Origin of the sequence: Vibrio sp. D431a, from assembly GCF_030248655.1 — a bacterium.
GTDB lineage: Bacteria > Pseudomonadota > Gammaproteobacteria > Enterobacterales > Vibrionaceae > Vibrio > Vibrio alginolyticus.
The window spans coordinates 268,990-281,987 of the sequence record NZ_JAHGAP010000002.1 but is presented as its reverse complement, the minus strand read 5'-3'; the positions used below and the strand labels follow the sequence as shown (position 1 = coordinate 281,987).

The following is a 12,998-nucleotide window of genomic DNA, read 5'->3' as shown; positions in this document are numbered from 1 at the left end:
GGTGTATTCTCGATTCGCCTTCACACTTATGCGCCAAGCATTGTTTTTCTTTTGAGATAGTTTACCGACTCATCAAATGTCGCTAAGGTGAGTCTTCAGCCTTTACACGTAACAGGGGATGTTAAGTCACCATGAACAGCACGATTCAAACAATTCTCAATCACCGCTCAATTCGAAAATTCACCTCACAACCGATTGAGAGCGAACAATTAGATGCCATTCTTCAAGCCGGCCTTGCGGCGTCCTCATCAAGCATGTTGCAAGTCGTTTCAATTATCCGCGTGACCGACAAAGAAAAACGTACGCTATTAGCTCAATATGCCGGAAATCAAGGGTACGTTGAAAGCGCGGCTGAGTTTTTGGTGTTTTGTATTGATTACCAGCGCCACGCCAGTATCAACCCAGATGTTCAAGCTGATTTTACCGAGTTAACGCTAATAGGCGCTGTAGACTCGGGCATCATGGCACAAAATTGCTTGCTTGCGGCGGAGTCGATGGGACTAGGAGGTGTGTATATTGGTGGTTTACGAAACAATGCCCAAAAAGTAGACGAATTATTAGGTTTACCTAAAAATACCGCCATTTTATTTGGTATGTGTCTTGGTCATCCAGATCAAGCCCCTGAAGTAAAACCTCGCCTACCTAAGCATGTCGTGGTGCATGAAAATCAGTATCAAGACCTAAACTTGGATGATATTCAGACGTATGACCAAACTATGCAAAACTACTATGCAAACCGTTCGAGCAATCAAAAACAGAGTACTTGGTCGCAAGAAGTCACCAGTAAACTGGCTGGCGAATCACGTCCGCATATCCTGCCTTACTTAAACAGAAAAGGGCTCACTAAAAGGTGATGACTACAATACGATAGGATCAAAAAAGGCCTCTGAAGAGGCCTTTAGAATTTATCAGCAAAAACTTGCTTAGTTACCGCCTGAACCGCCTGATGGTGGAGCAACCGGATCAACTGGCTTACCAGGCTTCGCATCTGGAACTGGTGGAACGGTAGGTTTGATTTGGTCTACAGGCTTACCTGCAGCAATGTCTTTTTCAACCTGCTCAACAACGTTCTTCGTATCTTCTTCAGAGATTTCTACGTAAATCACTTCTTCAGAATCCGCGCCTGCTTTAGGGTAATGCGGGTATTTCGCAATCACTTCTTCTGCCATTGATTTTGCAGCTACAGCCACGGCTTCAGGTGCAGCTGTTGGGTTCGCTTTAATGATATCAGACACGATATTTGCCGTAGCAACTAGCTTCGTAGCAAGTTCACTATTGCCGCCTTCACTTTGAAGGTTAGCAACTACAGACTCTGTATCACGAAGGATTTCGTCAACTGTTTTACCACTTGCATTGATATCGATACCTAAATTGGCAAATACTTTTTCAGCAGTATCTGATGAGTATACCTCTCCGTCATCTAGAGAGTTAGCTACCAACGTTGTAAATGGAGAACCTGTAACTAAAGAGTCAGCTTGGGCAAGACCTTTAGGAATCTTGTAATCAGACGTAATAGGTTTTCCGTTAGATGCATCTACACTCTTATCAGTATGCTTCAATGTGAAAGTACATTCACCTGGTGCACTCACTACGTCGATATGGCTAATGCGAGCTTTACCAACCATGCCTTCATAGTTTGTTGTTAGCTCATCAGCCTGACCTTTTAAGTCTCCACCACAGTCATAAGATACTTCCATGCCGATAACAGCTGGGTCATAAGCCTGTACTGAGTATGTTTTTACCTCAGGATCGCTGTCACTACCACAACCTGCTACTAGTAGAACAGCAGCCACACTTGCCGTTAAAAGTTTGATTTTCAAAATTAGCTCCAATATTTGTTGTTATATCCGACCGCAACACGAAGCATAACGGCAGTTGCATATAGTGTAAATAGGATGCATACAACTTTGGCATGAGTTTTTTCACATTACTGCCTGTTTGCTTGTGCAAAATCATGCATTCATCTCAATAACGTTAAATAGACACAATTTTGTCATGTATTCGTCAGTATTTTTTCAAGTAACTTGTTGCCTTTATTGCAACCAGATGGATAATAGTTGACTATTTTTTGTGGGTCGGATTTTCACACCTTCATTAATGAAACTAAGAGCTCTAAGTCGCTAGCAGCCATTTGGAGTGTTTATTACACAAATAATTCTGAATGGACTCGCTTTCTAAAGGCTTAAAACTGCAGTAAATCATCAATATTGATGAAATGCAGTTCAATTAGAATGAATCAATTTCAGTCGGCAAACTTTCTTTCGGTAGTTATAAACCAATGAACACATTTAATAAATTTTTGGGGATATCAGTACTTCCTATCCTTCTTACAGGGTGTACTTTGCCTGGTAGCCACCTTTCGGTCAGTGACAAAACAGTCATGAGCACTGAATCGAGTGATATAGAGTCTCAGGTTACCGTTTATCCCTTAACTTTGGAGCGCGTAACGTCTTTAAATTCAGTGGACCCTTTTTCAAAACCAAACCCAGAGTTAGATATTGAAATCGCAAAATATGAATACGAAGTAGGACCTGGCGATATCCTAAATATCACTATTTGGGATCACCCAGAGCTAACGATCCCAGCGGGCTCATACCGAAGCTCAGCCGAAGCGGGTAACTGGGTGCATTCGGATGGCACGATCTTCTACCCTTACATAGGTGTCGTACATGTTGAAGGCAAAAACGTACGTCAGATTCGTGCAGACATTGCAAGCCGCCTTGCAAAATACATTGAGAGCCCACAGGTCGATGTAAGCGTTGCGGCATTTCGCTCTAAAAAGACTTATGTAACTGGCGAAGTTAACAAGCCAGGACAACAACCAATTACAAACATCCCCCTTACACTTCTAGATGCTGTGAATAGAGCTGGCGGACTGGCTGCCGAGGCTGATTGGCGTAATGCGACACTGACACGCAATGGCGTTGTTGAAAACGTCTCTTTGTATGCTCTGATGCAACAAGGCGATTTAACTCAAAACCGCCTTCTAAAGCCTGGCGATATTGTTCATATTCCTCGAAACGATGCGCAAAAAGTATTTGTTATGGGCGAGGTTAACGACCCGAAATTACTCAAAATTGATCGTAGCGGCATGAGCCTTACTGAGGCTCTTAGCAGCGTTGGTGGTATCAGTGAAATCTCCGCAGATGCTACCGGTGTGTTTGTCATCAGACGTTCAAAAGAAGAAGCTAAAATGGCGGACATTTATCAGCTAGATGTTTCTGACGCTTCTGCTTTGGTGATTGGTACTGAGTTTGATCTCAACCCTTACGACATAGTCTATGTGACGGCTGCACCTGTTAGTCGTTGGAATCGTGTGATTGCTCAGCTCGTTCCAACCATTTCCGGCTTTAATGAACTAACTGAAGGTGTACTACGAGTACGCACTTGGCCGTAAAACAACGTGCCGCAAGAAAATTATCTCTTGCGGCACGTAATCGATAGCTACTCAGCTCAATTGCGCAATATAAAGAAGCCAGCAATTCAGTTGAGATCATAAGCATACAACTTAAAGTAGGGTAAGCATTTGTTTTCTAATATTCTTGTCGTCTGTGTCGGTAATATTTGCCGCTCTCCAACAGGAGAGCGGCTTTTGCAGTCTTTACTACCAAACAAACATGTCGCATCAGCAGGAATCGCAGTAGATAAGAGCCATCTAACGGGAAAAGCTGCTGACGAGATGGCAACCACTATCGCGAACGAACATGGCGTAAGCTTAGATGGACACGAAGCACGACAATTAACACCTGAGCTTTGCGCTCAATACGATCTGATATTGGTTATGGAAAAAGGTCATTTAGAAGCCTTAACCAAAATCGCTCCTGAGGCACGAGGTAAAACGATGCTGTTTGGACAGTGGATAAATGAAAAAAGCATCCCTGATCCATACAGACAAAGTAGAGAAGCTTTCGAACATGCATATACGCTTATAGAAAAAGCAGCAAAAGCGTGGTCTCAAAAACTATAAGCCGCAAGGCTAAATAAACGCCAATGGCAAGGTATTTAAGAAGTTAAAGTAATGACAACACAAACTATTAAGCAATCACGTCAAGCCGACGATGAGATCGATTTGGGAAAGTTATTTGGGATCATTCTCGATGCCAAATGGCTCATTCTATGTACCGTAGTCCTATTTTCAATTATAGGCGTCGGCGTTGCCATTCTATCAACACCTATCTATAAAGCTGACGCTCTTATCCAAATCGAAAGTAAGAGTTCAGGTGGTATTTCAGCGATGGTTGGTGATATGGGAGAGCTGTTTTCAGCAGAATCATCAGCGACAACAGAAATAGAGATCATCAAATCTCGTATGATCTTGGGCGGTACTGTTGATAAGTTCAACTTAACGACTGTCGTTTCTCCAAACTACATGCCAATTATTGGTAAAGGCCTAGCTCGACTACAAGGTGAGCAAATCAGTCTGAGCGTTTCACGATTTAATGCTCCTTCTTACGCAGTTGGCGTTCCTTTAACTCTTGAAGTTATTGATTCTGAAAAACAGACGTTCAGGCTCTTAGAAGATGACAATAACGTCATTCTAGAAGGTAAAGTTGGTGAACTGCTTGAGAAGAATGGATACCAGTTTTTGGCGACTGAACTTGTGGCTCAAACTGGTGACTCATTCACGGTCAGCAAAATCAGTAAATTAGATGCAATTAATAAACTTCAAGAAAACTTATCGATTAGCGAACGTGGTAAGCAAACCGGGATTATATCTTTAAGCTTCTCTGGTGAAGACCGCGCTAAGATTCAAGATATCTTGAACGACATTAGCCAAAACTACTTCTTACAAAACGTTCAAAGAAATTCTGCAGAGGCAGAGCAAAGCCTCGAGTTCTTGAAAGGTCACCTCCCAGACATCAAAACAAAACTGACCGCTTCTGAAGACGTTTTAAATCGGTTCCGTCAAGAAAATGAATCTATCGATTTAGGCCTTGAAGCTCAGTCAACGCTGAAAGTAATGGTTGAGTTAGAAGCACAGCTAAATGAGCTTACATTCAAAGAAAGTGAGATCAGCCAACGCTTCACACAGGATCACCCAGCTTATAAGTCGCTACTTGATAAACGTGAAACACTACTAAAAGAGAAAGAACGTCTTAATAAACAAGTTCAAAAGTTACCGAAAACACAGCGTGAAGTTCTACGTATGACACGCGATGTAGAAGTAAACCAACAAATCTACATCCAACTATTGAACAAGGTTCAAGAGCTCAACATTATTAAAGCCGGAACAGTTGGCAACGTTCGAATCTTAGATAACGCTCAATCTTTCTCTAAGCCAATCAAGCCGAAAAAAGCGCTTATCGTTGTGCTAGCAACACTGCTTGGCGGTATGGCAGGCGTGGCTTTCGTATTAATTCGTGCAGCATTCCACCGTGGTGTGGAAACACCAGATCAAATTGAACAGATTGGCATGCCAGTTTACGCAAGCGTTCCAAAATCTATTCAACAACTGGAATTTGCAAACAAGCTTAAGCGCAACAAAGGCAGCAACAATGAGCTAGTCCTTCTAGCGGAAGCTAACCCAGCCGATCTTTCCATTGAGGCTCTACGTAGTCTTCGCACTAGCTTGCACTTTGCAATGATGGAAGCGAAGAATAACGTTCTTATGATTTCAGGTCCTGCACCATCTATCGGCAAAACATTTGTATCGACCAACTTTGCGGCCGTCGCTGCGAAAACCGGTCAGAAAGTGCTGCTTATTGATGCGGATATGCGTAAAGGTTATTTGCAGCAATGCTTCGGTCTACGCTGGGACAACGGTCTTTCTGATTACTTGAGCGGTAAGACATCCCTTAGCAACATCATTAAATCTACATCCATTGATAATTTAGATGTTGTGACTCGCGGCCAAGTACCACCAAATCCGTCAGAACTTCTTATGCACCCTCGCTTCAAGAGCTTTGTTGACGAGATGTCTGCACAATACGATCTAGTCATCATCGATACGCCGCCTGTACTCGCAGTTACCGACCCAAGCATTGTTGGCGCGCTTGCAGGAACAACTCTGATGGTCGCTCGTTTTGATCAAACGACTTTGAAGGAGATTGAAGTCGCGCAAGGTCGCTTCGAGCAATCAGGCGTTGAAGTTAAAGGTGTGATTCTCAATGCAGTTGAGAAAAAAGCATCTAACTCATACGGCTATGGATACGGCTACTATAACTACGCGTACAAAAGCGAATCATAACTTGAATTTAGATCGCTAATTAAACCAAATATGACAAAGCCCTGCTAGAAACAGCAGGGCTTTTTCTATTGCACTCTTAGTTGCTTGTACGTAATCAAACTAAGCAAGACAAAGAATATTGGGTCACTCCAACCAAAACCGACAAATACTCCGATAATGCCGGCATAGGTAGTAATCACTGCCCCTAAGCCATTAGTAATCAATAATGCTTTAAACAGCTGTTTCGCAGTATGCCCTGATTCCACATTACGTAACATCAAACTCACCGCTGCGATTCCACCTAAAAAGATCGAAGTATGCTGCGATAAAAACAGCGCGTACTGGTCGTTAATTTGTACTCCATACATCGGCCACATTATGGTTGGTACAAAAAACAACGCAAAAGCGAATACCGTATATACGACACCATGAACGGTTAGAAAAGTGCGGTTGGTCATCATCTCCTTATCCTCTAATAGGCCCTTGATTGAGCGTCGTTAACGGCACATTGATATCGAAAATTTGACCTCGTACTTCGACTACGCCCATTTTTCGTAAGCGTGCGGCATGCATTTCGAGATAAGCTTGCGCCGTGGCTTCATCTTCAAAAAGATAGATACCACCACCGAGTTTGTCTTTTTCGCTTTCCGTCCAGATTTTCCAAATCATGCCCGGCTCTTGGTTAATCGACTTAGCTAAGTCGACCAGAGCATTCGACATCTCGTCACCAAACGGACCATGAAATTCAAAATCAACTTGCAATAATTTCGCCATCTTGAGTCTCCTCTTCTTATTGACTCGTTTTCGATGACAAGATTATTACCTTTATAAAACTGACAGAAAAGTTCATAATTTCGCCATTAACTGTCTAAAAAATTGACTCATGAGACTAAAAACGACCTTAGAACAATGGCAAACGCTACAAGCGATTAATCAAGAAGGCAGCATTCAATCCGCAGCTTTACTGCTCAACAAGAGCCATACTACATTGATCTACTCGGTGAGGAAGTTAGAAGACCAACTTGGTATTCAACTTATCGAAGTACGAGGGCGCAAAGCGGGTTTGACAGAGCACGGCAAAACCATACTGCGTCGTGCACAATCCATGCTTGAACAAGCGCGGGAACTAGAAGTCATCAGCGAGCAGTTAAAAAGTGGGGTGGAATCTCAAATCACGGTCGCAGTAGATCATCTTTGTGACCCTTGTTGGCTTTATGCACCACTCAGTCAATTTTTGGAGGACAACAACACGACCTCCGTTCAAGTGGTTGAAACGTCACTGAGCAAAACAACCGAAATGGTCGTAAATGAGCTCGCTGACATCGCAATCATCAACTTACCGATAACCAACTACCCTGCCGAAGCATTTGGCGTAACAACCATGCTGCCTGTAATCGCAGCACACCATCCACTCGCTAAAAAGCCGCATGTTTCCATCGACGATTTTGCAACCACCAGCCAAATTGTCATCCGTGACTTAGGTGATTCAGACAAAACGAAAAGAGATGTGGGTTGGTTACGCGCACGTCAGCGTATTACCGTCGATAACTTCGACCACGCTTTTCACGCCGTAGAGCAAGGCGTTGGGTTTTGTCGGCTACCAGCGCACTTAGTCTCAGCCCGAAAGAGCGATAAAATTAAAGTATTGGAGCTCGAACACTCCCATCAATATCAAGTTGCGCTGCACCTCACTTTGCCCAAAGGAGCCAAAAGTGGTCCTGCGACTCAAGCGCTTTATCGTATTTTACTCAAAAGTGTAGAAACTCGAGTCTAGCAACAGTGGTATTGAGTTGAATCGCTAGTGTTATCGCCTATTGATTCTCCCTAAACATAGAGAAACGGCCATTTTGTGACGCTACACTCTCACAAAAGGTTGCACGAAGGATAGCGACCACCTACTATCACTCTGCTCATGCCTAAAGCACCCAACACTCGCGGAAAGAACTCGGTTCACGGCAATATCCTCACCTGCTTGGTTTAGCAGGCACAATCTGTTTTTACCTTCTTTTTAGCTTCTATTTAGGCGAGTGTGGAAGAAATAAGAAAGGTGAAATATGAACTCTACAAATAGCTTCTCGATCAATATCAATCAGCAAAAATCCATTGCTAAAAAAAGGCTCAAAGCTATCCGCCTATACGATGACGCCACGTTGGAGTTAGTTAAGCGATTTCACTCCAAACCAGAATCTTTGGCTCCCAATACAATTCAATTGGCTGACGTTCAACATGCACTCGCAAGAGAACTGGGCTTATCCAGTTGGAGTAAACTAAAAGCTCATGTCGAAGAGCTAGAAGCGCACAAACTAGCCATCAAAGAACAAAAACCGCCCCTAGATGCAAAAGTAAAAACGCTACACGTTCGTTGTGGCCACGACATTCAACAACAACTTAAAGCCAGCGGATTTGAAGGGACATTTTTAGCCCTGATCGATCCGCTTTGTATTGGCCCCATACCAGCAACACCACAGAACTTCCTTGCCATTCGTGCCCAATATGTCGTAGAGACTCTGCTGCCTGTGATGAAGCGTGAAGACTCGGTTCAAGATATAGTCACATTGGAACAATCAAACCTCGATCTGTTGCAAAGTGATGTATTTGAACGAATCGTCTTTTGGGTCGAACATGACAGTTATGATCAATTGATGCTAATTCGTGCTCTAACACAGTTAGAGAATGTAGAGAATAAAGTGATAGAGATCATTGAGTTGAACCAGTTCCCGGGCACTGAACGATTCATCGGCTTTGGGCAGTTGCCTGAAGAAGCTATTCGTTCTTGTTGGCGATACCGTAAACCTGTGACAGCAAAATTATTCAGTCAGGCTAAACGGTGTTGGCACGCTATTACATCACCGACACCTATTTCCATAGTTAATTTGATTCAGCAGCATAACCTGGATTGCTTGCCCAATATATTCAACGTGCTTAAACGCCATTTGCAAGAGTTACCTAATTCACAAACTGGATTGAGCTTGACACAACACCTCGCACTAAAGGTCTTGAGCTCACAAAATCGTTCAATTCCCATCAAAGATTGGTTTGAGCAATATCAACAACTAGAACCTCTTCCTTACCTAGGAGACGTGATGTTTTACGCGTTACTCCTCCCTCTAGCACAGTGTCAAACACCGTTGATCACGATTGAATCACGTGAAAGGCACTGGTGGGAACAAAGCGTCCGTATCACTGAGGCTGGCAAGCAGTGTTTGGAAGGCTTAATACGAGCGAAACAATGCTATTGGGTTGGAGGGATTAAGAATACCCGTCAAAGTTATTGGAGCTGGGATCACCTCCAACTAACTACACTTGCCAACCATCATTGAGTTGACAAATATGAAAGCATAAAGGGTTCGTTGGCTCTGATGAACACTCAATACTAAAGTATCCCTAAAGAAGCGACCGCTAGCCTGAATATAACTTAAATAGTTATGCAGAAATGCATCCACTCAAAGAGAGTATGCACTCTATCTCTTATTAGAATTTATTGTAAATCCTCTTTGTTATCGGTTGTATATTCGATAAAAGTGTTAAAATACAAACTTTTTATCCAGGCAATTCGTTAATATTTGGTTAAAATCCCATTTTTATTAGTGATAAAGTTCACATCTATTAACCATTTAGAGGATTATTCTTTCGTATTTTCTCACTCCGCTGCTAATCTGCTCGCCGCTTTGAAGTGAACTCAAGGTGCATAACTATAAGGAGTGTTCTCATGAATACCAAGAAACCGATGTCGCTTACCAGCCGCGTAATTTTAGGTATGGTTGCGGGTATCTTGACAGGATTTGCAATTCGCACACTTTTTGCCGACAACGGATTTGTCGACGCATACATTGTTAATGGATTATTCGAAGTTGGTGGACAGATCTTCGTTGCCAGCTTAAAAATGCTTGTTGTACCGCTAGTATTTGTTTCGTTAGTTTGTGGTACTAGCTCTCTCAAAGACCTTTCTACACTGGGTCGCATGGGTGGTAAAACCCTCGCTTTCTACGTTACAACAACGGCTATCGCGATTACGCTTGCTCTAACTATGGGTACTCTGTTCCAGCCAGGTGCTGGCGCTGACCTAACCGCAGCAAGTTCATTCAAATCAGCAGAAGCACCATCTTTGGGTCAAGTGATCATCGATATGTTCCCAACCAACCCTATCAGTGCGATGGCTGAAGGTAAAACCCTGCAAGTTATTGTGTTCGCGGTACTATTTGGTATCGCGATCAGCGCAGCAGGCAAACCTGGTGAACGTATTGCAGCGTTCTTCGCTGATCTGAATGAAGTGATCATGAAACTGGTCGCGATTTTGATGAACTTGGCGCCTTATGGTGTGTTCTTCTTAATGGCGAAGCTATTTACTGGTCTTGGTCTGGGCGCAATCGTCAATCTGGCAGAGTACTTCTTAGTACTGGCGGGGACGCTTGTCCTGCACGGCCTAGTCACTTACAGCTTAATGTTAAAAGGTTTCACTGGTCTAAATCCAATTACGTTCCTGCGTAAGATGGAAGACGCGATCATGTTTGCTTTCTCGACCGCATCATCAAACGCGACGATTCCAGTGACAATGGAAACAGCAAAGCACCGCATGGGTGTTGAGAACCGTGTATCATCGTTCACAGTACCGCTTGGTGCAACCGTGAACATGGACGGTACGGCGATCATGCAGGGCGTAGCAACTGCGTTTATTGCTCAAGCTTTCAATATTGATTTAACTATGGGCGATTACCTAATGGTTATCATGACGGCAACTCTGGCGTCTATCGGTACCGCAGGTGTTCCTGGTGTGGGTCTTGTCATGCTTGCTATGGTATTGAACCAAGTTGGTCTGCCGCTTGAAGGTATCGCGCTCATCATGGGTGTTGACCGTCTTCTTGATATGATTCGTACCGCGGTAAATATCACTGGTGACAGTGCTGTAACCGTCATCGTTGCAAAATCAGAGGGTGCATTGGATGAAGCTCGCTTCAACGACCCAATGGCAGGCGTAGCCGAAGAAGAAGTGCATCTTAAACGCGCTGACGCCTAAATCGTTCTACGATTACCATTCTGAAATTATATAGTCCTGTCTAAAAGAAAGCCCCGATGGAAACATCGGGGCTTTTGTTTTCTCCGCGTCTAGAAATACTCTTTCTAATCCGCCATCGAATTCAGCTTTTCTCTCGCTTGTTCTTCATGCTCGTCGGTGATGGCATTACCGACTGAGTTCGCGGCTAAGGTAAGTGCTGCCATGTCATCGGTAAAACCGACGCCAGCGAGTACGTCTGGCACCATATCTGTTGGTAGGACAAAGTATGCCAGCGCACCACCTAAAATCGCCTTATGGCGAACAGAGGTGTTAGAATCTGTCATCGCGAGCCATGATTTAATGCCCATTACGGCAATTTCTTCACCCGCTTTCTTAACCGACCCTTTCATTTTTCGCCAGAATGTTTTCTCATCTGGCGCTTGCATCGTTTGATCTTTGGCGTCTTTCGGCGCCGATTTTACAGACATTGTTGTGGTCATCGTTGCCTCCGAAATTTATGACTATGTCCAACATATTAATTAATCGAACCTGAACGCAAGATTAATAACAAGAAATGATAGTAAAGTGAAACACAGATAGAAAAATCCCCAAACCGAAGTCCGGGGATTATTGCATTGGAAAAAAGTCTTGCAAACCAAAAGGTTGAAGCCAAAAGCTTTGGGAACCAAGCTTTAAAAGCAGAATGCCCTATTGAGCAATCTTCTCCAATACACGCATCAGCATTTTGATACGTGGTTCGATAGACTCAAGCAACAAGTACTCTTGATCGCTGTGGAAGCCCGCACCGATAGGTCCTAGACCATCCAAAGTTGGAACGCCTAGAATCGCCGTGTTGTTTGCATCAGAGCCGCCACCCACTTCTTTCCAGTTGATGTCGATAGCCAGTTCACTTGCGGCTTCTTCAACTAATGCCATCAGGCTTTCCGTTTGCGCACTTGGCACCATAGAAGGTTTGTAAGCTTCACGAACCAACTCGATACTCACACCATCAACGAATGGTGTTTCCAGCATGCCGTTTAGCTTGCTGTCGACATCATCGTATTCTTCGTTGCTCCAGAAACGCACATCCACGATCGCTTCCGCGTGCTCCGGGACGATGTTCGCACCGTTGCCGCCAGAAACAATGCCGACGTTCAGCGTAGTACCAGATTCAAAGTTGGTCATTGCATTGACAGCCAGAATCCAATTCGCCATCTCAGTGATTGCGCTGCGGCCGTTTTCTGGCTCGTTACCTGCGTGAGCAGCAACGCCATTAAAGGTCATTTTGTAGCGAGCCATGCCTTTGCGCGCTTTCACTAAACCACCGTCTGCACGTGCGGCTTCCGCAACCAGCACATTCTTAGCGTTTTTCGCAACTGATTGAATCCAATCCACAGAGTCCAGAGAGCCCGTCTCTTCATCTGGGTTCATGCAGATAGCGATAGACAACTTATCCAACACCGCTTGGTCCAGATTGCGCATCGCGTATACGATGTTCAGCAAGCCAGATTTCATGTCCGAGACGCCCGGACCGTAGGCTTTCTCTGCATCTTGAGACATTGGACGAAGCTCAGCAGTACCCACAGGGAACACGGTATCCATGTGACCAATCAGCATTACGTCGATTTGCTCAGCTTCCGGCTTGTTTCGAACTTCAAGACCGATGCCCGCTCTGCCACAGTCGATGCGTTTTACGCTCCAACCTGACATCGCTTGGTACTTCTCTTCAAATTGAGAAGCGATAAACTCGATACCATCAGTCGTGTAAGTGCCACAATCCACATTAATCAGCGGACGTAGCTCTTCTAGATATTCATTTAGAGAGAATTGCATGACTCA

General features: G+C 44.0%; 12 protein-coding genes. 7 read left to right on the top strand and 5 right to left on the bottom strand.

The genetic code is table 11. The annotated features are described in order from the left end of the window. Positions 1-131: 131 nt before the first annotated feature. Positions 132-854: an oxygen-insensitive NADPH nitroreductase gene (nfsA, locus tag KJB35_RS03480; RefSeq protein WP_005384597.1), complete on the top strand. Its 723-nt coding sequence runs from the start codon at positions 132-134 to the stop codon at positions 852-854. Positions 855-923: 69 nt separating this feature from the next. Here the strand turns inward: nfsA and KJB35_RS03475 are convergent, their stop codons facing one another. Then, complete coding sequence (locus KJB35_RS03475; protein ID WP_158155515.1) at positions 924-1,820, bottom strand: hypothetical protein; 897 nt, start codon at positions 1,818-1,820, stop codon at positions 924-926. 458 nt (positions 1,821-2,278) lie between these two features. Between KJB35_RS03475 and KJB35_RS03470 the strand changes: the two genes are divergently transcribed. From KJB35_RS03470 to KJB35_RS03460, 3 genes are all read left to right on the top strand, one after another. Further along, positions 2,279-3,397: a polysaccharide export protein gene (locus tag KJB35_RS03470; RefSeq protein WP_017820139.1), complete on the top strand. Its 1,119-nt coding sequence runs from the start codon at positions 2,279-2,281 to the stop codon at positions 3,395-3,397. Between the two features lie 129 nt (positions 3,398-3,526). Further along, the gene (locus tag KJB35_RS03465) at positions 3,527-3,967 is read left to right on the top strand and encodes a phosphotyrosine protein phosphatase (protein ID WP_025768627.1); all 441 of its coding nucleotides are present in this window, start codon (positions 3,527-3,529) and stop codon (positions 3,965-3,967) included. A 51-nt stretch (positions 3,968-4,018) separates the two neighbouring features. Then, complete coding sequence (locus KJB35_RS03460; protein WP_005374875.1) at positions 4,019-6,187, top strand: polysaccharide biosynthesis tyrosine autokinase; 2,169 nt, start codon at positions 4,019-4,021, stop codon at positions 6,185-6,187. A 65-nt stretch (positions 6,188-6,252) separates the two neighbouring features. Here KJB35_RS03460 and KJB35_RS03455 read toward each other — a convergent pair whose 3' ends face one another. Further along, the gene (locus KJB35_RS03455; RefSeq protein WP_017634450.1) at positions 6,253-6,624 is read right to left on the bottom strand and encodes a hypothetical protein; all 372 of its coding nucleotides are present in this window, start codon (positions 6,622-6,624) and stop codon (positions 6,253-6,255) included. 7 nt (positions 6,625-6,631) lie between these two features. After that, positions 6,632-6,940, bottom strand: a complete 309-nt coding sequence (locus KJB35_RS03450; RefSeq protein ID WP_005374871.1) for a monooxygenase — start codon at positions 6,938-6,940, stop codon at positions 6,632-6,634. A 109-nt stretch (positions 6,941-7,049) separates the two neighbouring features. Between KJB35_RS03450 and KJB35_RS03445 the strand changes: the two genes are divergently transcribed. The 3 genes from KJB35_RS03445 to KJB35_RS03435 all read left to right on the top strand — a co-directional run bounded on the left by KJB35_RS03445 (position 7,050) and on the right by KJB35_RS03435 (position 11,180). Continuing rightward, positions 7,050-7,940, top strand: coding sequence for a LysR family transcriptional regulator (locus tag KJB35_RS03445; protein WP_033906667.1), 891 nt, complete (start codon positions 7,050-7,052; stop codon positions 7,938-7,940). 280 nt (positions 7,941-8,220) lie between these two features. Continuing rightward, on the top strand, positions 8,221-9,486 hold the full coding sequence (locus KJB35_RS03440; RefSeq protein ID WP_213907545.1) for a DUF1835 domain-containing protein: 1,266 nt from the start codon (positions 8,221-8,223) through the stop codon (positions 9,484-9,486). Positions 9,487-9,875: 389 nt separating this feature from the next. Next, entirely contained in the window at positions 9,876-11,180 is a 1,305-nt protein-coding gene (locus tag KJB35_RS03435; RefSeq protein WP_017634452.1) for a dicarboxylate/amino acid:cation symporter, read from the top strand. Between the two features lie 104 nt (positions 11,181-11,284). On the opposite strand, the gene KJB35_RS03430 is transcribed toward KJB35_RS03435, so the two are convergent. Together KJB35_RS03430 and KJB35_RS03425 are read right to left on the bottom strand one after the other, a co-directional pair. Then, entirely contained in the window at positions 11,285-11,659 is a 375-nt protein-coding gene (locus KJB35_RS03430) for a YkvA family protein (RefSeq protein WP_053303903.1), read from the bottom strand. 208 nt (positions 11,660-11,867) lie between these two features. Continuing rightward, positions 11,868-12,992: a M20 family metallopeptidase gene (locus KJB35_RS03425; RefSeq protein WP_053303904.1), complete on the bottom strand. Its 1,125-nt coding sequence runs from the start codon at positions 12,990-12,992 to the stop codon at positions 11,868-11,870. Between the last annotated feature and the right edge of the window lie 6 nt (positions 12,993-12,998).